This is a genomic window from Sphingopyxis sp. NJF-3 (genome assembly GCF_053514865.1).
The window spans coordinates 3,015,046-3,040,399 of sequence record NZ_CM130726.1 but is presented as its reverse complement, the minus strand read 5'-3'; the positions used below and the strand labels follow the sequence as shown (position 1 = coordinate 3,040,399).

Genomic DNA, 25,354 nt, shown 5'->3' with positions numbered 1-25,354 from the left:
GTCGAGCAGGGTGAATAAGGGGGAAACTTTGATATTCTCCTAATGCCGCGGCGGGATGTTCCGCGCGGAGGAGGGGAATGACGATGCGAATCATGATCTTGGGGCTGGCGGCCCTGCTCGCGGCGTCGCCGCTCGCGGCCGCCGATTCGCCCGAACTGCCCGGCTGGATGGAGGGAGCGTGGGAGCAGACGGCCTCCGAAGGGCGCTGGGCCGACGAATATTGGACCCCGCCGCGCGGCGGCATCATGGTCGGCGCGGCGCGAATCGGGAAGGGCGACGCCCTCGGCGTGTTCGAGCATACGCGGATCGTGCGCAAGCCCGACGGAACGCTCGCCTTCGTCGCGCAGCCGTTCGGGGGGGCGGCGGCGGAATTCCCGATGGTCGCGGTGGGGGAGCGGATGATCGAGTTCGCCAACCCGGCGCATGATTATCCGCAGCGCATCCGCTATTGGCGTGAGGGGAACCGGCTGAAGGCGCGCATCTCGCTGATGGACGGCAGCAAGGCCGAGGATTGGGATTACGGCCGGATGGGCGGCGGGGGATAGGGGCGTCAGGCCACAATGAATGCGGGCCGAGAGAACGTCCGTTCATGACCGGTTGCTGCCATATCCGACGTGTACCCCGGCGAAAGCCGGGGCCCAGGGCTTCGTCGCGCATCCCTAGCTTTTTATCGCCCTGGACCCCGGCTTTCGCCGGGGCACACAATGGAATGGAAACGTCCGCTTCCCACCCCAAAGCCCGCATTCCCACCCGGCAGGACAGGCAAAGAAAAGGGCCCCGAAGGGCCCCTTTGATCCGGCGATAAGCCGTGCGCGCGTCAGCCCGCGATATGTTCGGCGAGGACGGTCAGGCCCGCCTCGTTCACTTCGGCGAAGCCGCCTTCGACCTCGATCGTCTCGGGCGCCGCGCCCGCGCTCGCGTAGATGGTCAGCGGGCCGTTGCGCAGCGTCGCCATGAAGGGCGCGTGGCCTTCGAGCACCGAGAAATCGCCCTCGCTGCCCGGCACGGTGACCATATAGACGTCGCTCGACCGCTCGAGGCGGGCGGGGGTGACGAGTTCGAACTTCAGGGCCATAGTTTCTGTTCCTATAGCCCCTCCCCTTCAGGGGAGGGGTTGGGGTGGGGCCGCCGGCATGGCGCTGCCGTTCTGGCCCACCCCGCTGCGACTAGCCGGCAAAGCCGGCAAGTCTCGCTGCCTCTCCCCTGAAGAGGGGAGAGGATAAGGGATTACGCCTCTTCGGCCAGCTTCGCGGCCTTGGCGACGACTTCGTCGATGCCGCCGACCATGTAGAAGGCGGCTTCGGGCAGATGGTCATATTCGCCGTCGACCACCGCCTTGAACGACTTCACCGTGTCCTCGATCGCGACGAACTTGCCGGGGATGCCGGTGAAGACTTCGGCGACGTGGAAGGGCTGCGACAGGAAGCGCTGGATCTTGCGCGCGCGGGCGACGACCAGCTTATCTTCTTCCGAAAGCTCGTCCATGCCGAGGATGGCGATGATGTCCTGCAGCGACTTGTACTTCTGCAGCGTTTCCTGAACGCGGCGGGCGGTCTCGTAATGCTCCTGTCCGACGGTCGCGGCGGTCAGCACGCGCGAAGTCGAGTCGAGCGGGTCGACCGCGGGATAGATGCCGAGTTCCGAGATCGCGCGGTTCAGCGTGGTCGTCGCGTCGAGGTGGGCGAAGGAGGTCGCCGGCGCCGGGTCGGTCAAGTCGTCCGCGGGGACGTAAATGGCCTGCACCGAGGTGATCGAGCCCTTGTTGGTCGAGGTGATGCGTTCCTGCAGCGCGCCCATGTCGGTCGACAGCGTCGGCTGGTAGCCCACCGCCGAGGGAATGCGGCCGAGCAGCGCCGACACTTCCGAACCCGCCTGCGTGAAGCGGAAGATGTTGTCGACGAAGAAGAGCACGTCCTGCCCTTCCTGGTCGCGGAAATATTCGGCCATGGTCAGGCCCGAGAGCGCGACGCGGGCGCGGGCGCCCGGGGGCTCGTTCATCTGGCCGAACACCAGCGCCACCTTCGACCCGTCGGGGGTCGGGTTGCCGTCCTTGTCCTTGGCGATGACGCCGGCGTCGAGGAATTCGTGATAGAGGTCGTTGCCTTCGCGGGTGCGTTCACCGACGCCCGCGAACACGCTGACGCCGCCGTGGCCCTTGGCGATGTTGTTGATCAGTTCCTGGATGAGCACGGTCTTGCCGACGCCGGCGCCGCCGAACAGGCCGATCTTGCCGCCCTTGGCATAGGGGGCGATGAGGTCGATGACCTTGATGCCGGTGACGAGGATCGCGGCTTCGGTCGACTGGTCGACGAATTCGGGAGCCTTGGCGTGGATCGGCGCCTTCATGTCGGTGCCGACCGGGCCGCGTTCGTCGATCGGGTCGCCGATGACGTTGAGGATGCGGCCGAGCGTCTGAGGGCCGACAGGGACCGAAATCTGCGCGCCGGTGTCGGTGACAGGCTGGCCGCGGGTCAGGCCGTCGGTCGCGTCCATCGCGATCGTGCGGACGGTGTTTTCGCCGAGGTGCTGCGCGACTTCGAGGACGAGGCGGTTGCCGTTGTTGTCGGTTTCGAGCGCGTTCAGAATCGCGGGCAGCGCGCCGGTGAACTGGACGTCGACGACGGCGCCGATGACCTGCGCGATACGGCCCGTGGCGGTGCCGGCGGGGGCCGCCTTCTTGGGAGCAGCGGCCTTCTTCGGCGCGGCAGCCTTGGGCGCGGCGGCCTTCTTGGCGGGAGCCTTCTTCTCGGGAGCGGTAGCCATTAGTTTCTTCCTTGCCTGGATAGCTTAGAGCGCTTCGGCGCCAGCGATGATTTCGATGAGTTCGGTGGTGATCGCCGCCTGACGCGTGCGGTTGTAGACGATGGTCAGCTTGTTGATCAGGTCGCCCGCGTTGCGCGTCGCATTGTCCATCGCGGTCATCGACGCGCCCTGTTCGGACGCGGCGTTTTCAAGGAGGCCCTTGAAGATCTGGATGGTGACGTTGCGCGGCAGGAGGTCGGCGAGGATCGCCTCCTCGTCGGGTTCATATTCAACCGAAGCCCCGGACCCCGATCCGGGGGCGGCGCCTTCGGGCGGCGGGACCGGGATCATCTGCTGCCCGGTCGCGATCTGGAGCAGCGCCGAACGGAACTTCGAATAGAAGAGGTGCGCGACGTCGAAGGCGCCGGCTTCGTAAAGCTCCATCACCTTCGCCGAGATTTCGTGCGCCTGTTCGAAGCCGATGTCGCGGATGCCGGTCGTCTCATACTGTTCGATGATCTGGCCGGGGAAGAGGCGCGCGATCACCGGGCGGCCCTTGCGGCCGACGAGGTAGAAGAGAACCTTCTTGCCCTCGGCCTGCAACTCGAGCGCCTTGTCGCGCGCCGCCTTGACGATGTTCGAGTTGAACGCGCCGGCAAGGCCGCGGTCGCTGTTGAGCACGACGAGCAGGTGCGTGTCGCTCTTGCCCGTGCCGGCCAGCAGCTTCGGCGCCGAATCCGACGCGCCGACCTTCGATGCGAGGCTGGCGACGACGCCTTCGAGGCGCTCGGCGTAAGGACGCGCGGCCTCGGCCGCGGCCTGCGCCTTGCGCAGTTTCGCCGCGGCGACCATCTTCTTGGCCTTGGTGATCTTCTGGGTCGATTTGACCGAGACGATCCGCCCTTTGAGTTCCTTAAGCGATGCCATTACGGCCCCTTTAATTCGTCATCCCAGCGAAAGCTGGGATCGGTATCGGACTGTCACTCCATCCCGGAAGCGATCCCAGCTTTCGCTGGGATGACGGAAAATTACGCGAAAATCTTGGCGAAGGCGTCGAGCGCCGCGACCAGACCCTTCTTGGCGTCGTCGCCCAGATCCTTGCTGTCGCGGATCGCCTTCAGCACGTCGGCGTGGTCGCTGCGCAGATAGGCGAGCATCGCCTGCTCGTAGCGCGAGACGTCGGTCGTCGCGACAGTGTCGAGATAGCCGTTGGTGCCGGCGAAGATCGACGCGGTCTGTTCCTCGAACGGCATCGGGTGGAACTGCGGCTGCTTCAGGAGCTGCGTCAGGCGCGCGCCGCGGTTGAGCAGCTTCTGCGTCGAGGCGTCGAGGTCCGAACCGAACTGCGCGAAGGCTTCCATTTCGCGATACTGTGCGAGCTCGAGCTTGATCGAGCCCGACACCTTCTTCATCGCCTTGGTCTGCGCGGCCGAGCCGACGCGCGACACCGACAGACCGACGTTGATCGCGGGGCGGATACCGGCGTTGAACAGGTTGGTTTCGAGGAAGATCTGGCCGTCGGTGATCGAAATCACGTTGGTCGGGATGTAGGCCGACACGTCGCCCGCCTGCGTTTCGATGATCGGCAGCGCGGTGAGCGAGCCTGAGCCATTGTCGCTGTTCATCTTCGCGGCGCGCTCGAGCAGGCGGCTGTGGAGATAGAAGACGTCGCCGGGATAGGCTTCGCGGCCCGGCGGGCGGCGCAGCAGCAGCGACATCTGACGATAGGCGACCGCCTGCTTGGAAAGGTCGTCATAGACGATCACGGCGTGCATGCCGTTGTCGCGGAAAAACTCGCCCATCGTCACGCCGGTGTAGGGCGCGAGATATTGCAGCGGTGCGGGCTCCGACGCGGTCGCGGCGACGACGATCGAATATTCCATCGCGCCATTTTCTTCGAGCTGGCGGACGATCTGCGCGACGGTCGAGCGCTTCTGGCCGACGGCAACGTAGATGCAGTAAAGCTTCTTCGATTCGTCGGTGCCCTTGTTCGCTTCCTTCTGGTTGATGAAGGTGTCGATCGCGACGGCGGTCTTGCCGGTCTGGCGGTCGCCGATGATCAGTTCGCGCTGGCCGCGGCCGACGGGGACAAGGGCGTCGAGCGCCTTGAGGCCGGTCTGGACAGGCTCGTGGACCGAGGTGCGCGGGATGATGCCCGGCGCCTTCACCTCGACGCGCATGCGCTTGTCGGCCTTGATCGGGCCCTTGCCGTCGATCGGGTTGCCGAGGCCATCGACGACGCGGCCGAGCAGGCCCTTGCCGACGGGGACGTCGACGATCGTGCCGGTACGCTTGACGGTGTCGCCTTCCTTGATCTCCGAGTCCGAGCCGAAGATCACGATGCCGACATTGTCGGCTTCGAGGTTGAGCGCCATGCCCTTCACGCCATTGGCGAACTCGACCATTTCACCGGCCTGGACATTGTCGAGGCCGTGGACGCGGGCGATGCCGTCGCCGACCGAGAGAACCGAGCCGATCTCGCTGACCGTGGCGTCGGTCCCGAAATTGGCGATCTGGTCCTTGATGACCTTGCTGATTTCAGCGGCGCGGATTTCCATTATTCAGCCTTTCATCGGGCAGTGTGGCGTAGGGCTTTTCAGCCCTTCATCGCCTGTGCGAAGCTATTGAGACGGGTACGGATGCTGCCGTCGATCAGCTGGCTGCCCAGCTGGACGACGAGGCCGCCGAGGATGGCGGGGTCGACGGTCGTGGCGATGCTGACATCGCGGCCGACACGGGTCTTGAGATTGGCGGCGAGCGCCTTGATCTGCTCGGCGCTGAGCGGGTGCGCGCTGGTGACCTTTGCGGTCACTTCGCCGCGGTGCGCCGCCACGATCGCGTCGAAGGCGCCGATCATGCCGGAAAGGTCGGCGAGACGGCGGTTTTCGGCGAGCACGCCCAGAAACCTGGTCGTCAGCGAATCGAGCTTCATCGCCTTGGCGACGGCGGCCACGGCGTTGGCGGCGTCGGTGCGGCTGACGACGGGGCTGGCTACGAGCGCTGCAAGATCGGCCGAATCGGCGAGCCCCTGGCGTAGCGCGGCGAGACTGGCCTGAACGCTGTCGATGGCGTTCGATTCGCGCGCCAGATCGAACAGCGCGCTGGCATAGCGGCCCGCGAGGCCCGCCGTGATGTTGCCCTGAATGCCGCCGGAATTCTCCACGCGCGAAAGTCCTTCTTTAACGATCCCGAGGGGGATGGCTGCGCGGATTTCATGGCGTCCGAAGATGCCCCCGCTGCACAGTCGCGGCGCGCGTAGCAACGATTTTGCTGCAATGCAAGGCGGGGGTGGGGGCTTATACCACAGGACCCCATGTCCGTTCGTCCTGAGCTTGTCGAAGGACCGTCCTTTCTCCTAAGTGGCGAAGGAAGAACGGCCCTTCGACAAGCTCAGGGCGAACGGGAAACGGAGGAAGGTTCATGGGCGAGATGATCCGGATGACGATGGACGACCGTGCGGAGATTGCGGTCTATCACGCCCGGGCCGAGGGCGAGCGCCGCGGCGGGCTTGTCCTCATCCAGGAAATCTTCGGGGTCACCGACCATATCCGCGAGCTATGCGACGAATATGCCGCCGACGGCTATGAGGTGCTGTCCCCCGCGCTGTTCGACCGCGAGCATCCGGGGTTCGAGAGCGACTATTCGGGGCCGCAGTTCGAGCGCGCGATCGAACTGGCGCGGACGCTCCACCCGTTCGAGCAAAGCCTGAAGGACGCGCAGACCTGCATCGACGCGCTCAAGGGCAAAGGTCCCGTCTTCATCACCGGCTATTGCTATGGCGGGTCGGTCGCGTGGCGGATGGCGCAGATCAGCCCCGACCTCGCGGCCGCGTCGGCCTATTACGGCAGCCTGGTGCCGACGCAGTTCGCCGACGAGGCGCCGGGGTGCGCGGCGATCGCGCACTTCGGCCGTTTCGATGCCGGCATCCCGATGGAAGGCGTCGAGGCGCTGATCGCCAAGGATCATCCGACCGCGCAGGTCTTCGTCTATGAGGCGGGGCACGGCTTCAACAGCGACCGCCGCAAGGATTATCACGAGCCGAGCGCCGATCTCGCGCGCGAGCGGACGTTGATGCTGTTCAAGGCGTGCGGGGGATAGGGGGCGAGACCCTTATTCCTTCGCGGCGGCGGACGCCGCCTGCTTCGCCGCCGGGCCGCCGAGCTTCTGGCATTCGTAGACCAGCCGCTCGTTGGGGGTCGGCGGCAGCGCGCTCTTGATCGCTTCCTGCTGGGTGGCGAAGGCGGCAAGCGCTTCGGCGTCGGCGGTGCAGCCCTTGATCGTCGCGCCGGCGCGGATCTCGCGCGCCTTGGCCATCGTCTCGGCGTCGAGCAGATAGCGGTCGACGCGATATTCCTGCCCGGCGGGGTCGATCGACGCGATGGTCACCGTCGCTTCCTCATTGGGAACGAGGATGCGCTGCCAGCGCCCGTCGGAGCCTTGCGCATATTGGGTGCGCTGGTTGACGCAGCCGCCCTTGCCGAGCGTGACCGGAACGTCGTTGGTCGACGACACGGTGATGCGGCTGCGGTTCGGCTGGATCGTGCAGAGGAAGCTGCCCTCGGCGAGCGCCGGGATCGCGGGCGTCGCGGCGGGGTCGGCGGCCGCATCGTCGGCGACGTCGGCGTGCGCGTCGGGGCGGGTCAGGAACAGGATCGCCGCGATCAGGATCAGCGCCGCGCCGCCGCCGCCTGCGATCTTGGCCTGGCGCAGCTTCCGCTGGCTGTAGAAGAGCAGGCCCGCGCCGCCGCCGAGCGCGCCGAGGACGAAGAGCACCCCGGCGAGCGCGATGCGATTCTCGCGCGAGACCAGCGCGGCGTCGTTCGCGCGCTGCAGCTTCGCTTCGCGTTCGAGCTTCGCCGCCGCGGCCTTGGCGGCATTCGCTTCGGCGGTGGCGCGCGCTTCGGCATCGGTCGCGGCGCGGTCGCGCTCCGACGCTTCGGCGAGCGAGAGGCAGGGGGTGCCGACGCTGGTGTAGTCCTGCCGCGCATCGGCGAGGAAGCGCGCGATCTCGCGCACCGAAATCGCGAAGGCGAAGGGCGAATCGCCATCGTCGGCGCGGGTGATGAAGGTGTTGATACCGACGATGCGCCCGCACTGGTCGACGAGCGGCCCGCCCGAATTGCCGCGCGAGATCTTGGCGGTGTGGACGAGCGTCGCGATGCCGTCGACGCTCTGGGTGTTCGATATATTGCCCTCGCTGCGCACCGGGGTGCGCGGGGTGATATAGTCGGCGGCGCTGCGCGCGGTCGCGAGGTCGACGTTGCCCGGATAGCCCAGGGCGACGACGTCGGCGCCCGAATCGAGCGGGCCGGTGTAGATGGCGGCCGACGGCACGCGTCCCTCGGTGATTTCGATCAGCGCGAGGTCGCGCTTGGTGTCGATCGCGATCAGCTTGCCGGCATAGCTTTTCTGCCCCTCCGACGGGACGACGCCGAGCGCGACATTCTGCGGATATTTGGCGGCCGATTCGACGACATGCGCGTTGGTCAGGATCCGCGTCGGTGTGAGCGCGATGCCGCTGCCGTGACCGAAGCCGACGACCTCGCCTTCGACCATCGCGACGGTGACGACGCGGACGACGCTGCGTGAGACCGCGCTGATGTCGTCGGCGGCGCGCGCCGGCAGGGTGAGAGCGAAAAGGGCGAGCAGCAGCGTGATCAGGCGGGTCATGGGGCGACCCTAATCGCTGAGGCGGCGAAGGCAAGCGCGCCCGGGTCGGACCCTAGATATAGGGGCCCCACATCATCATCCAGGCCCCGGCACTGCCGATGAGAATGACGAGGCCGCTGAGTAGCAGAAGCGCTGCGATGCCCGCCTTGGCCCTTGGCGTTCCGCGCGCGCCGACGCGGAGATAGAGCTCCGTCACGGCAAGCGGCAGCAGCGAATTGGCAAAGGCAAGGAAGAGGTCGAAGGGACCGTCCATCGCCCGGCCGATCCCCGCGCCGCCGGTCGCGATGCCCCAGGCCATATAACCCACGCGCATGAACCATACCGCGCTTGCGACCGCGAAAAGACGCAGCGCCCAGCGGCGATGCTCGACAAAGCGGCGCGCACGGGCGGTTCGATAAGCCATGGCGGCGAAAGCCAGGATAAGGAGGGCGTCGAGCGTGATGCCGAACGCGCCCGTCAGATTGAGCCACGTCCCGCGTCCCCAGGTCAGCCACAAGCCGCCGAGCGACAGCATCAACGCACTGACCAGATAGAGTCGCCCGTTCCAGCGGTGAAGGACGGGCCAGCGGCCGCGGATTGCGGGGACGAGCTGGACCAGCCCGCTGAAGGTGATGACGGCCGCCATCACGACATGCGCGGCGAAGAAGAGATTCCCGCTCGTATCGCCCGCGACGAAGCCCTTGATCAGGGGTTTGGTGTTCCATGCAGCGAAATCGCCCGAGAGCGACGAGGGATAGTAGAAGAAGAGGATGAAGGCGGTGAAGAGAAGCTGCCCCGCCGCGATCGAAAGATAGCATAAGGTCGCGGCGCGGGAGAGCCAGTCGATGCGCCGCGCGGAACGGGCGGGCGCGAACGATGCGTCGACGGTCGCCATGAGCTCTCCTTCGAATCGGCGCAAAGATGTCCGAGATCCACAGGTGAGTCAATGATATAATACAGTAATACACTTGGGCTTCGCGCTTTGAACGCAAGCATCGGGACGCGTTGATCGGCGCGGCGTGGCAGAGGGGATCAAGACGAGAAAGGACGACGATATGACCTATGCCATTACCGGCCTCGACCCCGAACCCTTCGCGCCGCTGTTCGCGATGAGCGACGCCGAACTCGCGGCGCGCGGCGCCCGCCGGGTGACGGCGGACGCCGACCGCGGCTTCCCGTGCCGTATCAGCCTCGACGATGCGCGCGCGGGCGAGGAACTGATCCTGCTCCACCATGTCCACCACGATGTGGCGACACCCTATCGCAGCGCCTATGCTATCTATGTGCAGCAGGGCGTCGCGGCGGCGACCTGGCGCAACGCCCCGCCGCCGGTGTTCGCGGGCCGTACGCTCGCGCTACGCGCCTTCGACGGCGAGGGAATGCTGCGAACCGCGCGGCTCGCGGGGCCGGGCGAAGCCGACGGCGCGATCCGCGACCTGTTCGCCGACCCCGCCACTACCTATATCGACGCGCATAACGCCGCCTACGGCTGTTTCGCCGCGCGGATCGAAAGGGACGAGCCATGAGCTTCGCCGCGATGACCGACGACGAGCGCTGGGAGGCGATGCGCCGCCGCGACAAGGCCCATGACGGGCGCTTCATCGTCGGGGTGCTGACCACCGGCATCTATTGCCGGCCGAGCTGCGGCGCGCGTCAGCCCTTGCGGGCGAACGTCCGCTTTTTTGCCGACGGCGCCGGCGCACGCGCGGCGGGGCTGCGCCCGTGCAAGCGCTGCCTGCCCGACGACGTCGGGCGCGACGAGGCGGCGGTGATCGCGGCGATCGCCGCGATCAAGGGAAGCGAGGAACCGCTCGCGCTCGCCGATCTTGCGCAGCGCACCGGCTATTCGCCGACCCATTTCCAGCGCGTCTTCACCCGCCACACCGGCCTGTCGCCCGCCGCCTATGCCCGCGCGCTGCGCGAGGAGCGGGCGCGCGCGGCGCTGAGCGACGCGGAACGGGTGACCGACGCAATCTATGACGCCGGCTTTTCGGGGCCTTCGCGCTTTTACGGACATATGGAGGGACGCATGGGTATGACGGCTTCGGCCTGGGTGAATGGCGGCAAGGGCGCGACGATCCACTGGGCGGTCGTGCCGACGAGCCTCGGCGACATGCTGGTCGCGGCGACCGACAAGGGCGTGTGCCGTCTGTCGTTCGCCGAGGGGCGCGAGGCGCTGGAGAACCGCTTCCCGGCCGCGATGCTGGTCGAGGGCGGCGCCGAGTTCGAGGCGCTGCTGAAGGAGGTCGTCGACGCGGTCGAGACGCCCGCGCAGGGCTTCGACCATATCCCGATCGACGTGAAGGGCACCGCCTTTCAGGAAGCGGTGTGGCGCGAGCTCCGGAAAATTCCCGCGGGCGAGACGCGCAGTTATAGCGATATCGCCGCCGCGGTGGGCAAGCCCAATGCGGTGCGCGCGGCGGGGAGCGCCAATGGCGCAAATAACGTGGCGGTGCTCATCCCGTGCCACCGCGTGGTGCGCAGCGACGGGTCTCTGGGCGGCTACGCCTATGGGCTGGAGATCAAGGACGAGTTGCTGCGCCGCGAATCCGCGCCTGCGCAGCGCCGCCTCGGCGAATTCTGAAAAAGGCGCGCGCCATGCAGGGCAAGGAAGCCGCTTTCGCCATCTGGCGCGCCTTTGCGACGCGCGATGCCGACGCGATTCGCGCGGTCCTGACCGAGGATGTCGAATGGCGGGCGCCGCCGCGTAACGCGACGGCGATGGCGTTGGGGGTGACCGATCATATGATCGGCCCCGACGCAATCATCCGTTTCATCCTCGAGGATTTTCCGAGGCTGTTTTCCGCTGGCATGCGGGTCGAACCGATTTCGGTGACCGCCGAGGGCGAGCGCGTCGTGTTCGAGCAGCGCCAGAGCGCGACCTTGGCCAACGGGCGTCGCTATGCGATCGATTATGTCTTCATCTTTGAAATGAAAGGGACGCGCGTCCATCGTATCCGCGAGTATATGGATACGCAGGGCGGCCGTGATCAGGTCTTCGGTTCGGCGCCGGCCGGCCAGATCGTCTGAGGCGCAAATGCCATCCACATCGAACCCATGGGAGTTGTCGCATGACTGACAAGATTGCCGAATTCCGCGCGCTGCATGTTCCGGGCGACCCGCTGATCCTCGTCAACATCTGGGACGCGGGAAGCGCGAAGGCGGTGGCCGCGGCGGGCGCGAAGGCGATCGCGACCGGCAGCTTCGGCGTCGCGGGCGCGCAGGGGCGGGCCGACGGCGAGGACTTTCCGATCGAGGATGTGTTCGAAAATCTCGCGCGCATCCTGTCGGTAACCGGGCTGCCCGTCACCATCGACATGGAATCGGGCTATGGCGCCGATGCGGCGGCGGTCGGCGCCTCGGTCGGTCGCGCGCGGGCGGCGGGCGCGGCGGGGATCAACATGGAGGACCGGCTGCCCGGCGCGAACGAGCTCCTGCCGGTCGGCGAAGCGGCCGCGCGCTATCGCGCGGCGGCCGATACCGGCCTCTTCGTCAACGCGCGCTGCGATGTGTTTCGCGGGGCCGATGCAGCGAAGGACGGCGACGCGCTCGTTGCCGCGACGCTCGAACGCGCGCGCGCCTATGCCGACGCCGGGGCGGGCGGGCTGTTCGTGCCCTTCCTCGCCGACGCGAAATGCATCGGCGCGATCTGCGAGGGCTCCCCGCTGCCGGTCAATATCCTGCGCGGCAAGGGCGGTCCGACGCACAGGGAGCTCGCTGGATTGGGCGTCGCGCGGATCAGCCACGGGCACCAGCCGTGGGCGGCGGCGATGGCGTGGCTGACCGGGCAGGCGGCTCAGGTGCTGGGCGGGGACGAGCCGGATTATTGAGGGCAGCAAGGGCGCGACGCTCATCGGATTCGTCATTGCGAGGAGCGAAGCGACGCGGCAATCCAGCATGGCGTAAACCGCCCTGGATTGCTTCCCCCGGCTTTCGCCGGGTCGCAATGACGAGGGTGGGTCAGGGCGCCTTCGCCCCCTCCGGCCGCGCCACCGCATACATCTCCTTGGCGATGGTCTTCATCAGCGCCATCCGGTCGTCGCCCTCGCTGTAGAGGTCGAAATGGGTGCGGCCGGGGACGAAGCGGAACGAGGATTTCGCGCCGAGCCCGTCGAGCACCGCTTTCAGCCGGCGCGCCGGCCCGTCGAGGTAGAAGGTGTCGGCGTCGCCGACGATCAGGTGGATCTTGCCGTCGAGGTCGGGCTGGAGACGCGTCCAGTCGCGCGCGACGATATGCGCGATGTCGTAATGGTCGCGCCAATAGCCGGCGACCGCGGGGTCGATTTTGCCGGTCGCGCGGTCGAACAGCGGACACGGGCGCCCGTCGGGGCAGCGCGGCGAGAAGACCCAGTCGAAGCTCGCGAACTGGCCGCCATAGGCGCCGAGCGCGGCTTCGAGCTGCGCGAACTGACGGAGCGTCGCGATCACCTTGCCCTTGTCGCGGATCAGCGGGAAATCCTGCCCGTCGGCGCCGGCATAGGCATTGGCGTTCGCGGCGTAGATGTCGATATTGGTGAAGTCGTGGAAGTCGCTGGCGTCGGGTGCGGTCGGCCAGGTGCCGCCGAAGACCTTGGGATAGGCGACTTGCAGCCACAGGGTCGACCAGCCGCCCGAGCTGTGGCCGTTGAGGAAGCGTCCCGAGGCGCGCGCGTCCATGCGATATTTGGCTTCGAGCGCCGGGATCGCCTCGGTCGTCAGCGCCGCGCCCCATGGGCCGTTGTTCGCCGAATCGGCGAATTCATGGGTTCCGGTCGCGATATGATGGTCGAGGATCACCCAGATCATCGGCGGCATCTCGCCCTTCGCCATCATCGCCGCGACGCCCGCCGCGTTCATCTTCGCGCTGTCGAGCGTGCTGCCGAAGCCGCCGTCCGAATAGGCGGTCGGATAGGTGCCTTTCCCTTCCTTGTAGCCCGGCGGCAGCGCGACCCAGCCCTTGATCGCGGTCGCGCGGCCCGAGAAGCCGGTCATCAGCTTCGACGGGATGTCGACCGCCTCGACATTCTTCAATCCCGCTTCGACTTCGGCGCGTTTGTCGGCGGGAAGCGATGCGAGCCGCGCGTCGAAGCCGCGCGCCGGGATTTCGGTGGACAGCGTCAGCGTCGGGACCGGGCCGGGCAGCGTCGCCTCGACCACTGCCGAAACGAGGTCGCCCGCGCCGCGCCCGCCGTAATTATAGTCGTGGTTGCGGTCGAGCACCGCCTGCAGCCGGTAGGTGCCGGGAGCGAGCTTCGACCAGGCGGTCGGGAAGGCGTCGGCTTCCGTCCCGACAAGCGCGGGGGTGTCCGGAGCGAGATGCGCGACCTCGAGCGCGGCGACCGCGGTGCCGGTCGGGTCGAAGGGCGAGGTATCGACCTCCTCCTGCGGCTTGGCGCCAGGCTCGATCCTTTGCGCGAAGACGAGCAGCCGGCCGCTCGCGTCGCCGCCGATATCCTGCGCCGTGACCACCGGCACCGCGAGCGGCGCGGGGTCGGCGTGGACGGCGCCCGGCGCGGCGAGCGCCAGGGCGATGGCGGGGACGAGGAGCGAAAGCGCGCGGTGCGAGACGGAGCGGATCATGGCGCAGGTCTAACCCTGCGACGCCCGCTGTAAAGCCCGTTCGGCCGCGCGGGCCCTACTTCTCGCCCTCGCTTTCCATCTTCTTGAAGATTTCGGCGATCTTGGCGCGCGCCTCGTCGAGCTTCTTGTCGTCGATCGCCTTGACCACCGCGAGCAGCAGATTCTCTTCCTTGCCCTCATGACCCTGGAAGGCGATCGGCGCGATCACCGTGCGCGCGAGGTCGCCCTTGCCGTCGTCGAGCAGCTGGCGCGTCATGAGCAGGCGATATTGCGGATCGAAGGAGGCTTCGGGATAGACCTGTTCGAGCGCGGTGACGGCCGGCGCCGGGATCGCCTCGCCCGCTTGGCGGAAAGAGAGATAATAGCCGACCGCCGGGCGCGGATCGAGTTCGTCGAGGTGGCGCGCCTTGATGAAATAGGGCCGCGCCTTGGCATAGGCGCTCTTGTCCGCCTTGCCGCGGCCCATGAACACATTGGCCTTCAGAAGATTGGCGGCGGACGATTCGGGATCGAGCGTCAGCGCCCGATCAGCGGCGGCATCGGCGGCATCCCAGTTGCGTGCGTCGATCTGCGCTTCGCCAACCCAGAGTTGCGCGGGCAGGCTGCCGGCAAAGGCCGCGTCCTTGCCCGCCACGTCGCTGGCGACATCGCGCGCCTCCTTGCGGTCGACCCCGCGCTGCGAGCGCATATGGTCGCGGATCAGCGCTTCTTCCGCCGCGGTCAGGCGGCGCATCGCGACCTTGGGTTCGACATAATGACCGGGCTTCACGTCATAGCCGAGGAAGGGACCGCGCTTGTAGCGGCGCACTTCCCTTTGCAGCGCATCGAGGTCGCCGAAGACGCGCTTCGCGGCGGTCAGGCTGTCCTCGCCGCTGTTGAGCGCCTTCAGATAGGTGAGGAGCTGACCCTTCCGCTCGGGCGCGAAGTTCAGATAGTGCGAGAGCAGCCAGCCGAAGGTGTAGGACTGATACTGCTGCATCCCGCTCAGCGTCGCCTTGGTGTCGAACAGGCGGACGAGCGGGATGTCGGGCAGGGCATCGAGCGCTGCGCCGCGCGCCTGCGGGACGTCGCCGACGTGGAAGCTGCCGTCGTCCATGAAGCGGATGGTGCTGTAGAGTTCGGCCGAGCCTTCGGTATACCATTGCGGATAGGCGGTGCTGAAGTTCGACAGCATGAAATGGTGCGTATATTCGTGGAGCAGTACCGTCCTGATGTCGAGCCGCGGCCCGGTCTGGATGCCCTTGCTCGTCGCGATGCGCTCGCGTGCCGGGACGAAGGCGACCGGATTGCCCGCGCGCGGAATATAGAAGCCGGCGACGCCCGATCCCGATGCGTGGGCGAAGACCGCGATATTGTCGGTGTCACCGGTGCGATAGACCTTGACCCGGTTCGCCGCGCCGACCTCGGGGCCGGGGACCGGCATGCCCTGGAGCGTGCGCAGCGCGTTGTCGAACCGTTCGAGCAATGCCGCGAATTTCTCGGCATCATCGCGATCGCTTTCCGAATAGACGACGAAGTGCGAGGTCTGCGCTTCCCACCATTCGGCCCGCGCCGCCGGACTGGCGAGCATCGCGAGCATCGCTGCCACCGCGCCCAGGAGCCGTGCGGCCCCGCGCTTCCATGCCGTCCCCGTCACTGTCCATATCCCCCTTGCTGTTCCTCAGCGGCGCAGCATAGCGGGCGCCGCCGCGCCTTCAAGTGTTTGGGTTCAAACGAAGCTGTAGGGATCGACGTCGATCGCGAGCCGCGCCTTCGCCGGCCAGTCGATGCGCCCGACCCAGTCGCGGATCGCTCCCTGCAGGTCGAAGCTGCGCGGGGCGTGGAGGAGGAGGCGGAAGCGGTGGCGGCCGCGCAGCATCGCGAGCGGGGCGGGGGCGGGGCCGTAGATGGCGAGGCCGTCCGCGACCGGCGCCTTCTGCCCCAGCCGCTGCGCGACCCCGCGCGCGACCTCGATATCCTCCGACGAGATGACGAGCGCGGCGAAGCGGCCATAGGGCGGAGCGCCGGCAAATTTCCGTGCCGCCGCCTCGGCGGCGTAGAAGCCCTCGCGGTCGTTCGCGACGAGCGCGGCCATGACGGGAGCATCGGGAACGCGCGTCTGGATCAGCACCTCGCCCGGCTTGACCCCGCGCCCGGCGCGCCCCGCGACCTGCGCGATCTGCTGGAAGGTGCGCTCCGACGCGCGAAGGTCGCCGCCGTCGAGGCCGAGGTCGGCGTCGACGACGCCGACGAGCGTGAGGTTGGGGAAATGATAGCCCTTGGTGACGAGCTGGGTGCCGATGATGATGTCGATGAGGCCGCCCTCGACATTGTCGACGAACTCGGCGGCCTTGGCGGGCGACCAGAGCGTGTCGGAGGTGACGATGGCCGTCCTTGCCTCGGGAAAGCGTGAGCCCACCTCGTCGGCGACGCGCTCGACACCGGGGCCACAGGCGACGAGGCTGTCCTCGTCCTCGCATTCGGGGCAGAGCCGCGGCGGCGGCATGACATGGCCGCAATGGTGGCAGGCGAGGCGGTGGACGAGCCGGTGCTCGACCATCCACGCGGTGCAGTTCGGGCACTGGATGCGGTGCCCGCAGGTGCGGCAGAGGGTCAGCGGCGCGAAGCCGCGGCGGTTCAGGAAGAGGAGGCTCTGCTCGCCCTTGTCGAGCCGGTCGGTGAGGGCATCGACCAGCGGCGGGGCCAGCCAGCGGCCGCGGTCGGGCGGGTCCTGCCGCATGTCGATCGCCGCGAGGTCGGGCAGCGTCGCGCCGCCGTAGCGGGCAGGGAGGATGATGTGGCGGTAGCGTCCGGCCTCGACCTGAGCGAGGCTTTCGAGCGCCGGGGTCGCGCTCGCGAGGATCACCGGCAGCCCCTCGAAATGCCCGCGCATCACCGCGACGTCGCGCGCGTGATAATGGACGCCGTCCTCCTGCTTGAAGCTCGTCTCGTGTGCTTCGTCGACGACGATGACGCCGAGGCGGGCATAGGGGAGAAAGAGCGCCGAGCGCGCCCCGACCACGATCTTCGCATCTCCGCTCGCAATGGCGTGCCACGCGCGGCGGCGCTCGGTCGAGCGCAGCCCCGAGTGCCACGCGACGGGCTCGCAGCCGAAGCGCGCCGCGAAGCGGGTGAGCATCGGCTCGGTCAGCGCGATTTCGGGAAGGAGGACGAGCGCCTGCTGGTCCGCTTCGATCGCGGCGGCGATCGCCTCCATATAGACTTCGGTCTTGCCCGATCCGGTGACGCCGTCGAGGAGCAACGTCTCGAAGGTCGCGGCGGCGACCGCCTCGCGGAGTTGCTGCGCCGCGGCCGATTGTTCGGCGGACAGGTCGGGCGGGGCGAAGGCCGGGTCGGGTTCGGGATAGAGGGCGTCGGCCGACACGCTCACCGCCTCGAGCGCGCCGGCTTGCACCAGCCCGCGGATCACCGCCTCGCTGACCTCGGCGAGCGCGGCGAGTTCGCGCACCATGCCCTGCCGGTCGCCGATCTTTTCGAGCGCCACCGTGCGCTGCGGCGTCATCCGCGTGGGCCGCTCGCCGGTGGCGCGATATTCGACGATCGGCCGCCGCGCGTCGGCGAAGGCGGCGCCGGGCAGCACCATGCGCAGCACCGCGCCGGGCGGCGCGAGGTAATAGTCGCTCGTCCATTCGACGAGGCGGCGCAGCGGCGCGGGCACCGGCGGCACCGGCACGATCTCGTAAAGATTGCGGAGGCGATTGTCGCCGACAGCTTCGGGGGCGCCGAAACTTTCATCCTCCCACACCACTCCGCCCATCCGCCGCGGTCCGAGCGGCGCGACGACGACGCTGCCGAGCGGCGCCTCGCTGCCGTAGGGCACGCGATAGTCGAGCGGGCCGAGAGCGGCGGTGAGAAGGAGGACGCGGGCGCGGGTCATGGGGCTGGGCAGGATATAGGGCGCTGCCGGAAATAGGAAAGCGACGGTTTGAGAGTTGTCGCCCCCGCGAAGGCGCGGGCCATTGTCGGCGTAGCGCGAGGTCGCCAGCGGCCCCCGCCTTCGCGGGGGCGACGGTCAGCTTGCCGCCAGCGCCGCCGTCTTCATCGCCCGCCTTGCCGGCTTCGGTCGGCGGAACCAGAAGGTCCAGACCGCGAAGCTGCCGAGCATGGTCAGCGACAGGCCCGAGATCGTCAGCACGAGCCGCCAGGGAAGCCCGCCGACCTTGCCCGCGTGGAGCGGATAGGCCTTGTTGAACGCCTGCGCGCCGGGCGCCATCGCCAGCGCGTCGCGCGCGCCGAGCACGCGGCCGGTCGCTGCGTCGAACCACAAGGTCGTGCGCCCGTTGGGCAGCCATTCGGCCTGCTGCCGCATCCGCAGGCTGATCGGCTCGCCGGCTTTGCGCGGCAGGCTGAGGATGCGGAATTCGGCGCCCGGAAAGCGCCGCCGCGCCTCGGCGAGCATCGCGGCATAGTCGGGCTTCGCGGCGAGCGGCCCGCTTTCATATTTCGGCGGTTCCATCGACTTCACGGTTTCGGCGACGGGCCCGAAGGGCGCGACCATCGCCATCGCGAAGGGGCGAAAGATCATCATCGTGCCGGTGACGAGCGACAGGAGGAGCAGCGGCGCGACGACGATGCCGAGGTCGCGGTGGTGCGTGACGATGGCGGGGCGGCTCATCCGCTTCGGCCACAGGCGGAGACGGAAGGTCTTGCGGGTGCGCCACCACAGGATCACGCCCGAGATCACGAAGAACAGGCCGCACAGCCCCGCGGCGCCGATCACCCATTCGCCGTTGTCGCCCGCGAAAAGATGGTGGTGGAAGTCGAAGATCCAGAGTTCGGGCCGCTCCCACTGGCTCGCCCAGCGCGTCATGACCTGGCCCGATTGATCGGCGTAGAAGCCGGCGCCTTCGCCGAACGTAAAGCGCCCCTGATGCAGCCCGAAGCCGTCGCGGGCATAGATGATGCCTTGAGGGCTTCCGGGCAGCGCCATGATCGCCTCGGTCGCGGCGGTGACGCTCGCGAGGTCGGTGCGCAGCGGGTCGCCCGCGTGCGCGACGCCGATCCACGCGTCCTTGTGGAGCAGGATCGTGCCCGACAGGCCGAGCAGCGCCAGCACGAGGCCGATCAGGCCCCCTGTCCAGCGATGGAGCGTGTCGAGCAGCTTCACGGGGCTAGAACCGGTAATCCCAGCCGAGCGTGAAGGTGCGCCCGCGTCCGGCGAAGTTGAAGAAATTGTCGGTCGGGCGCTGGGTGTCGCTCGCGTAGCTGATATATTGCTCGTCGAACAGATTCTGCACCGCGAGGCTGAGGCCGCCGAAACCGGTCTGATAGCGGACGAGGGCGTCGGTCAGCACATAGCCTTCGAAATCATTGCGCGGGTCGCGGCCGGGCCCGTCGAACCCGCGCGACAGGTAGAATTGGGTCTGCACGCGCGCCGATAGCGGACCCCGGGCATAGGCGGCGGCTAGGTTGACGCGATCGGGCGAGATGTTCGCACCGTCGAGGTCGGTATCGACCACCCCGTCCTGATCCGCGTCGAAGCGGCCGTTGATGTGCGAATAGCCGGTCGACAGCGTCAGCCCCTCGATCGGCATCTTGACCGCGAGGTTGATCTCGATCCCCTCGATCTCGACGCGCTGGCGCACGACGTCGAAAATGCCGTCGGGCCGCGCGATCAGCAGTTGGCCCTTGGTGCTCGTCGACCAGAAATAGGTCGCGCTGGCGTCGAGCGGGCCGCGTTTCACCTCGACCCCGATTTCGCGGTTGTTGGTGACGATCGGCGAGATGTCGAGGAAATCGTCGATATCGACGCCGCTGGTCTTCACCGCGCGGGTGATGCGGCCGACGTCGGGCGCGGTATAGCCCTCGGCGTAGCTCGCATAGGCGCGAATGCCGGCAAGCGGCTCGACGATGACGCCGCCGTTGATCAGCACGTCGTCGAACGACGGACTGCCGCCCGCGACGTCGACCCCGCCATAGGTCGCCGGATCGCTGCCGTCATAGGTGTTCGCGGCGAGGGTGTGATAGCCCGAGATCTTGATCTTCACATTCTCGTAGCGCGCGCCGCCGGCGAGGCGCACGACGCCGTCCATCAGCTTCAGGTTCGCCTGCCCGAAAGGCGCGAAGCTGCGGAACTCGGTCGGCGGCACCCAGACGCGGTCGGTCGCGATCAGTCTTTGCTCGGTCGTGTCCCACAGCGCGTCGAAGCCCGCGATCAGCGTCAGCGCCTCGAAGCCCGGCACCGCCCGCTCATAGCTCAGCTTGCCGCCGATCTTGCGGCTGCGGTTCTGCGACTGGTCGAACAAGGTGCCTTCGGGCGCGATCGCCGGGTCCTGGAAGCTCGCGATCGGATTGGGCTCGCCGCCGAAGGTGTCGCGGCTGCGGTTCCAGAAGATCTGGCTGATGAAATTGCCGCCGCCAAGGTCGGTGTCGGTCAGCGACAGGGCGACGCTTTCGGTGCGGTTGGTGGCGGGCACGCCGGGCGGCGTTCCGCGCCGCGCGCTGGTCGGCAGCCCCGCCGCCTTGTTGCCCGCGACCGCCTCGTAATCGCCGTCGCCCTCGAGTTCGAAGCGGCTGGCGATCAGGTCGAGCCGCATCGTGTCGGTGACCGCATAGCCGAAGCGGCCGAAAAGCGAGAGCGCCTGCGAATCCATGGTTTCGCCCTGCGTCAGGTTGATCCCGATCGGCCGGCCCTCGCCGTCGCGGAACAGGCCGCGCCGTTCGTAAGCGGCGCCGACCGACGCGTCGAAGCGCCCCGCCTTGTACTGGACCAGCCCCGCGACCTTGCCGCCCATGCCCGCGCCCGAAAAATCATCGTCGGCGGTACCCTGGAGCAGCGCGCGGCCGGTGACGCCCTCTTCGCTTGGGGCGCCGACGGTGACCTGATTGACGATGCCGCCCGTGCCACCGATTCCCTGCAGCGCATTCGATCCGAAGATCACCTCGACCCGGTCGACGAAGAAGCCGTCGATGGTGAAACCGTCGCGGCTGCCGTCGCGCAGCGGGGTCGACTGCGGGATGCCGTTGATCGCATAAAGCGGCGCGCGGCCGCGCAGCGTCTCGCCCGCGCCCGACAGTTTCTGCCGTGTCGGCGAGAAGCTGGGGATCAGCGTCGCGACCGCGTCGGTCACCGAACCCGAAATCGCGATCTGCTGGTCGAGCGTCTCCTTGTCGATCACGTCGATCGTCAGCGGCAGCGCGTTCGGCGGCAGGATGGTGCGCGCGGCGGTGACGACGATGCTGTCCGCATCGTTGCCCGCGGCCGCGGGGTCCTGCGCGAAGGCGGGCGAGGACAGCGCGGTGCAGGCAAGCGTGGCGGCGACCAATTTGCGATTCATTCTCATCTCCTGTTCCGGAGTGGCCGCTAATGCGAGCGATTTGCAGATGCAAGGCTTTTCGGCTTGCCCGGCTGGAAGGCCGTTTTCGACCGGAAGTGGACAAAAATAACGTGATCCCCGGCGAAGGCCGGGGTCCAGAGCGTAACCGCGCAGCGTCGGCGCTCCAACGCCCTGGACCCCGGCCTTCGCCGGGGATCACAAAAGAGGGAAACGTCCGCTTCCCACCCCAAAACGGACCTGCCTGACCAATTAGCCCCTAGCCAAGCCCCAGGCGTTCATTCTATGTTCCGCGCATGACCATCGCCTCGCTGCTCACCGCCCTTGTCGCTCTCGTCGTCGGCGCGCTGATCGGCTGGCTGTTCGCGGGGCGGCAGGCGGGCGGGCTTCAGGCCGAGCGCGACGGACTCGCCGAACGGTTCAAAACCGCGGTGGCCGACCTCGCCGCCGAGGCCGAGGCGCGCAAGGCGGCCGACCTGCAGCTTTCGGCGCTGCTCGCCGAGCAGAAGGCGCGCGATGCGGCGCATGATGCGCAGATCGCCCAGCTCAAGGATGCGCAGACGGCGCTCACCGCGCAGTTCCGCGAGGTCGGGCAGGCGATGCTCGGCGAGGCGCAGAAGGCCTTTCTCGAACGCGCCGAAGCGCGCTTCAAGCAGAGCGAGGAGAGTGCAGGAAAGAGTTTAGAGGCACTGCTGCAGCCGGTTCACCAGCGACTCGCCAAATATGAGGAGGCTGTCGGCAAGGTCGAAGCTGATCGGCAGAGTGCCTTCGGAATTCTGCAAGGGCAGATCGAATCGATGCGGGCACAGAACGAGCGCGTTTCGAGCGAAGCGGCAAAGCTGGTCAACGCGCTCAGGAACGCGCCCAAGGCGCGCGGGCGCTGGGGCGAACAGCAACTCCGCAATGTGCTCGAAAGCTGCGGGCTTTCCGAATACGCCGATTTCCAGACCGAGGTCAGCGTCGCGGACGGCGACGGCGGGCGGCTGCGTCCCGACGTCGTCGTGAAAGTGCCGGGCGGGCAGAGCCTCGTCATCGACGCCAAAGTGTCGCTCAACGCCTATCAGGATGCGTTCGGCGCGGTCGACGAGCGCGAGAAGGTCAAGCACCTTGCCGCGCATGCCGCGGCGATGAAGGCGCACGTCAATACGCTCGGCGCCAAGAGCTATTGGAACCAGTTCGACGACACGCCCGACTTCGTCGTGATGTTCGTACCGGGCGAACATTTCCTCGCCGCCGCGCTCGATCAGGACCACGAGCTTTGGGATTATGCCTTCGAACGCAAGGTGCTGCTTGCCACCCCGACTAACCTAATAGCGATCGCGCGTACCATCGCGGCGGTCTGGCGGCAGGAGAAGGTTGCAGGACAGGCGCGAGAGATCGCGGCTCTTGGCAAAGAGCTCTATGCGCGCATGTCAGTGATGGGCTCGCATATCGCGCGGGTTGGTCGCAATCTTGATCAGGCAACGGGTGCGTACAATGCCTTTGTTGGCAGTTTCGAATCGCAGGTGCTGACGCAAGCGCGACGTTTCGAGAGTTTGGACATAGAAACTGGAGACAGGTCACTTGCGACTCCGCCCGCGGCGGAGCAGAATGCTCGTCTCATTACTCGAATACCGACGACCGAGCCTCCAACGGAGAACGGCGTCGATGCCTAGCTTGACCAGCTGACCCCATTAACGGGAGGAATGTAATATGGGCCCATAAAGATTGAAATGAGCGGAACGTGCCGTGACGGTGATGCTAAGATTCCCTTAGAAGATCTGACTATCCTCCCGAGAGATTGTATTTCATTGCAGCGACGGGGTTTTCGGAAGTCCTATTTATATTCTTGCTGAACAACAATCGCGGTTCGTCTGATGGGGGTGTATCCCCTTTACATACGTAACGGATTGAGCTATACAATGAGGCATGAGCACGAAGCCCCTAACCACCGCGCAGTTCTTTCGGGTCTATCCTGACGACGAAACCTGCCTCCAGCACCTGTTTGACGTTCGCTTTGGACAGGGCTTCACCTGCCCCTCGTGCGAGCGCCCCGCTAACTGGTATCGCATCAAGGCGGAGCGCGCCTATTCGTGCCAGTGGTGCGGCCATCACCTGCACCCGACTGTCGGCACGCCGTTCGAGCAGACCCGCACCCCGCTGCAATTCTGGTTCTATGCCATCCATCTTTTCACGGTGACCCGGCACGGCGTCAGCGCGAAGGAATTGCAGCGCCAGCTTGGCGTCACTTACAAGACGGCTTGGCGCATGGCCGCGAAAATCCGCGAGCATATGGCCGACGTTGACGGCGAGCGCCCGATCGGTGGCCCCGGCACCAATGTCGAAATCGACGAAACCCTTATGGGCGGCGTCAAGAAGGGCACTCACAATCGCGGTAGCGCAGCCAAGACGGTCGTTGTCGGCGCCCTAGAGCGCGGTGGTGACATTGTGACGGCGGTTGTCCCCAACCAGCGCCGCGAGACGCTGGAGCCGTTCGTGAAGACCAATGTGCGCCTTGGCGGCAATATCCATACCGACGAACTGCGTAGCTATGCGCGCCTTTCGGAAGCCGGTTATCGCCATGCCCGCGTGAACCACGGCGCGGAAGAATATGCCTATTACGATTATCGCCTTGCCGAGACGGTGACCGTCAACGGGATCGAGAATTTCTGGCGTCACCTGAAATGCTCGATCAACGGCACTCACACCAGCGTCAGCGCCAAGCACCTTGGCCGCTACGTCAAAGAGTTTGAATATCGCTTCAATCGTCGCAGTCGTCCGCAGACGATGCTTCCTGAGCTTCTTTCGACGTTCCGGCCATTGAAAGGATAGTCCTTTCGAGGGCGTCAGCGTCGCCAACGTCGCCATCATGCTCGGCGATAAACTGGTCTAGCTTGCCCTCGTCGCGGGCCTTACGAAGGGTCGTCATCCAAAAGGTCTCCTTGCTTCCCGTCGCCGCCGTTGATCAAGCTGTGCACCTTGATGATCGCAAACGACGGTTCAGCATCCGGGTCAATCCGTGATGTCGTCATCTCCATCTCGACATCGAGCCAATAAGGGATGTCGAAGTGTATCTGCCCCGACTGAAAGCGGCCTAGCCACTCCAAGTCGTCCATCGAAGCCCATACGGCGCGGCTAGCCCATTTTATCTCCCATTGCGCCTTGCCTTCATTGCGCTGCGTCCTGACGCTTACAATCGTCCTTATTGGCGTCCGGTTGTAAGGGTCCGCTTCGGGCGCCGGAAGTAGGTGGTTCGGCGGCTGTGCGATGAATTCCTTCGCTTCGTCCTCGTTCCACTCCACGGTGGGTTTATTGTCCCGGTAAAACCCAAGGGTCTTATAGCCAGGGGTTTCGAGCGGCCTCAGAACCTTCTTCCCAAGCTCGATCATTTGCGGATCAGAGGCCAGCAAATAAGTGTTGTTGTTGACCGTGATCGGTGAACCGCCGCCGTCCTGAATGATCGTGGTTTGCCCGCCGTGCTGCTCAGTTTCGAGCGCAATCGGAGGGGCGTTCTTTTCCGTCGAAAATCGCTTCCAAAACCAGAATACACCACCGGCAACACCGCCCGGAAGAAGCAAGTCAAGCAACTCGGCTATCTCTTTGGCGGTCTTGTATTGCTCCGTCCCGAAAAGGTGCTTGGCGCTTTCAAGAATGCTTTGGACGATGTGAATGTCGAGCTGGAAGCACTGCTGCTCCACGTCCGCTTTCACAAGAACCTTCATCGACGCCGCATCGCCATTGAATTTTTTGTTGGCGAGTTGAACCATTTCGGCGAGGGCAAGCAAAGCAGGCGCCAGCGCCTGAACGTCCATTTGATGATCGTCGAGGGCCGGGCCGTCGTATCTAATCGTGGTCGTGACGTGCTTGCTCATGGATTCCCCCGTTTAGGCCCTACGGGCCTAACACATCCTGAACCGCCGATTCACGTATGCGAAGGGGATACACCCCGTCTGATGTGGCCCTCCATAGAGGAGAACAGCTATGTCGATGCTGCACAAATATTGCGCTGAAGTTGAGCCGAACGCTTGGCAGTGGTTTATCACCACTCCGGAAGGCCGATGGATTGCGGTATCTGCATGCAAGTTTCCGAATTTTTCGGAAGCAATGCAAGCATTGAAGAGCTTTCTTAAGTTGCTGAAGCCTTAGCTGAA

General features: G+C 66.4%; 22 protein-coding genes. 9 read left to right on the top strand and 13 right to left on the bottom strand.

The genetic code is table 11. The features are described from left to right. The first annotated feature begins 83 nt into the window (after positions 1 to 83). Positions 84 to 545, top strand: a complete 462-nt coding sequence (locus tag ACOTSS_RS14815; RefSeq protein WP_448688874.1) for a DUF6265 family protein — start codon at positions 84 to 86, stop codon at positions 543 to 545. Positions 546 to 817: 272 nt separating this feature from the next. On the opposite strand, the gene ACOTSS_RS14810 is transcribed toward ACOTSS_RS14815, so the two are convergent. The 5 genes from ACOTSS_RS14810 to ACOTSS_RS14790 form a co-directional block, all read right to left on the bottom strand. After that, complete coding sequence (locus tag ACOTSS_RS14810) at positions 818 to 1,075, bottom strand: ATP synthase F1 subunit epsilon (RefSeq protein WP_095388666.1); 258 nt, start codon at positions 1,073 to 1,075, stop codon at positions 818 to 820. A 152-nt stretch (positions 1,076 to 1,227) separates the two neighbouring features. Next, positions 1,228 to 2,763, bottom strand: a complete 1,536-nt coding sequence (atpD, locus tag ACOTSS_RS14805; RefSeq protein ID WP_448688873.1) for a F0F1 ATP synthase subunit beta — start codon at positions 2,761 to 2,763, stop codon at positions 1,228 to 1,230. A 24-nt stretch (positions 2,764 to 2,787) separates the two neighbouring features. After that, entirely contained in the window at positions 2,788 to 3,669 is an 882-nt protein-coding gene (locus ACOTSS_RS14800; RefSeq protein WP_448688872.1) for a F0F1 ATP synthase subunit gamma, read from the bottom strand. A gap of 101 nt (positions 3,670 to 3,770) precedes the next feature. Further along, positions 3,771 to 5,300 carry a F0F1 ATP synthase subunit alpha gene (gene atpA, locus ACOTSS_RS14795; protein WP_448688871.1) on the bottom strand — a complete coding sequence of 510 codons (1,530 nt, stop codon included), beginning with the start codon at positions 5,298 to 5,300 and terminating at the stop codon, positions 3,771 to 3,773. Between the two features lie 38 nt (positions 5,301 to 5,338). Next, on the bottom strand, positions 5,339 to 5,905 hold the full coding sequence (locus ACOTSS_RS14790) for a F0F1 ATP synthase subunit delta (RefSeq protein WP_448688870.1): 567 nt from the start codon (positions 5,903 to 5,905) through the stop codon (positions 5,339 to 5,341). Positions 5,906 to 6,162: 257 nt separating this feature from the next. Here ACOTSS_RS14790 and ACOTSS_RS14785 point away from each other — a divergent pair, with 257 nt between their 5' ends. Beyond that, positions 6,163 to 6,840, top strand: coding sequence for a dienelactone hydrolase family protein (locus tag ACOTSS_RS14785; protein WP_448688869.1), 678 nt, complete (start codon positions 6,163 to 6,165; stop codon positions 6,838 to 6,840). A 12-nt stretch (positions 6,841 to 6,852) separates the two neighbouring features. Here the strand turns inward: ACOTSS_RS14785 and ACOTSS_RS14780 are convergent, their stop codons facing one another. Both ACOTSS_RS14780 and ACOTSS_RS14775 read right to left on the bottom strand, forming a co-directional pair. Beyond that, entirely contained in the window at positions 6,853 to 8,412 is a 1,560-nt protein-coding gene (locus tag ACOTSS_RS14780; protein ID WP_448688868.1) for a S1C family serine protease, read from the bottom strand. A gap of 52 nt (positions 8,413 to 8,464) precedes the next feature. After that, positions 8,465 to 9,286, bottom strand: a complete 822-nt coding sequence (locus tag ACOTSS_RS14775; protein ID WP_448688867.1) for a DUF2306 domain-containing protein — start codon at positions 9,284 to 9,286, stop codon at positions 8,465 to 8,467. A 160-nt stretch (positions 9,287 to 9,446) separates the two neighbouring features. On the opposite strand from ACOTSS_RS14775, the gene ACOTSS_RS14770 reads away from it, so the two are divergent. Genes ACOTSS_RS14770 through ACOTSS_RS14755 form a run of 4 tightly spaced genes read left to right on the top strand, consistent with a single transcriptional unit; the run spans position 9,447 to position 12,221 of the window. Beyond that, complete coding sequence (locus ACOTSS_RS14770; RefSeq protein WP_448688866.1) at positions 9,447 to 9,917, top strand: DUF1203 domain-containing protein; 471 nt, start codon at positions 9,447 to 9,449, stop codon at positions 9,915 to 9,917. Next, on the top strand, positions 9,914 to 10,975 hold the full coding sequence (gene ada, locus ACOTSS_RS14765) for a bifunctional DNA-binding transcriptional regulator/O6-methylguanine-DNA methyltransferase Ada (protein ID WP_448688865.1): 1,062 nt from the start codon (positions 9,914 to 9,916) through the stop codon (positions 10,973 to 10,975). Before ACOTSS_RS14770 ends, ada begins: the two co-directional genes overlap by 4 nt. Positions 10,976 to 10,989: 14 nt before the next feature. After that, a complete protein-coding gene (locus ACOTSS_RS14760; protein ID WP_095388345.1) occupies positions 10,990 to 11,421 on the top strand; it encodes a nuclear transport factor 2 family protein in 432 nt (143 codons plus the stop codon). A gap of 41 nt (positions 11,422 to 11,462) precedes the next feature. Further along, positions 11,463 to 12,221 carry an isocitrate lyase/PEP mutase family protein gene (locus tag ACOTSS_RS14755; RefSeq protein ID WP_448688864.1) on the top strand — a complete coding sequence of 253 codons (759 nt, stop codon included), beginning with the start codon at positions 11,463 to 11,465 and terminating at the stop codon, positions 12,219 to 12,221. A 130-nt stretch (positions 12,222 to 12,351) separates the two neighbouring features. Here the strand turns inward: ACOTSS_RS14755 and ACOTSS_RS14750 are convergent, their stop codons facing one another. From ACOTSS_RS14750 to ACOTSS_RS14730, 5 genes are all read right to left on the bottom strand, one after another. Then, positions 12,352 to 13,950, bottom strand: coding sequence for an alpha/beta hydrolase (locus tag ACOTSS_RS14750; protein ID WP_448688863.1), 1,599 nt, complete (start codon positions 13,948 to 13,950; stop codon positions 12,352 to 12,354). Positions 13,951 to 14,005: 55 nt separating this feature from the next. After that, the gene (locus ACOTSS_RS14745) at positions 14,006 to 15,586 is read right to left on the bottom strand and encodes a hypothetical protein (RefSeq protein WP_448688862.1); all 1,581 of its coding nucleotides are present in this window, start codon (positions 15,584 to 15,586) and stop codon (positions 14,006 to 14,008) included. A 72-nt stretch (positions 15,587 to 15,658) separates the two neighbouring features. Then, complete coding sequence (locus ACOTSS_RS14740; protein WP_448688861.1) at positions 15,659 to 17,827, bottom strand: primosomal protein N'; 2,169 nt, start codon at positions 17,825 to 17,827, stop codon at positions 15,659 to 15,661. 135 nt (positions 17,828 to 17,962) lie between these two features. Continuing rightward, the gene (locus tag ACOTSS_RS14735; RefSeq protein ID WP_448688860.1) at positions 17,963 to 19,057 is read right to left on the bottom strand and encodes a PepSY-associated TM helix domain-containing protein; all 1,095 of its coding nucleotides are present in this window, start codon (positions 19,055 to 19,057) and stop codon (positions 17,963 to 17,965) included. Between the two features lie 4 nt (positions 19,058 to 19,061). Continuing rightward, on the bottom strand, positions 19,062 to 21,227 hold the full coding sequence (locus ACOTSS_RS14730) for a TonB-dependent receptor (protein WP_448688859.1): 2,166 nt from the start codon (positions 21,225 to 21,227) through the stop codon (positions 19,062 to 19,064). Between the two features lie 293 nt (positions 21,228 to 21,520). Here ACOTSS_RS14730 and rmuC point away from each other — a divergent pair, with 293 nt between their 5' ends. Together rmuC and ACOTSS_RS14720 are read left to right on the top strand one after the other, a co-directional pair. Continuing rightward, positions 21,521 to 22,879, top strand: coding sequence for a DNA recombination protein RmuC (gene rmuC / locus ACOTSS_RS14725; RefSeq protein ID WP_448688858.1), 1,359 nt, complete (start codon positions 21,521 to 21,523; stop codon positions 22,877 to 22,879). A gap of 253 nt (positions 22,880 to 23,132) precedes the next feature. Further along, on the top strand, positions 23,133 to 24,035 hold the full coding sequence (locus ACOTSS_RS14720; RefSeq protein WP_448688857.1) for an IS1595 family transposase: 903 nt from the start codon (positions 23,133 to 23,135) through the stop codon (positions 24,033 to 24,035). A gap of 80 nt (positions 24,036 to 24,115) precedes the next feature. Here the strand turns inward: ACOTSS_RS14720 and ACOTSS_RS14715 are convergent, their stop codons facing one another. Beyond that, the gene (locus tag ACOTSS_RS14715; protein ID WP_448688856.1) at positions 24,116 to 25,075 is read right to left on the bottom strand and encodes a hypothetical protein; all 960 of its coding nucleotides are present in this window, start codon (positions 25,073 to 25,075) and stop codon (positions 24,116 to 24,118) included. Between the two features lie 109 nt (positions 25,076 to 25,184). Between ACOTSS_RS14715 and ACOTSS_RS14710 the strand changes: the two genes are divergently transcribed. Beyond that, on the top strand, positions 25,185 to 25,349 hold the full coding sequence (locus ACOTSS_RS14710; protein ID WP_167919835.1) for a hypothetical protein: 165 nt from the start codon (positions 25,185 to 25,187) through the stop codon (positions 25,347 to 25,349). Positions 25,350 to 25,354 lie beyond the last annotated feature (5 nt).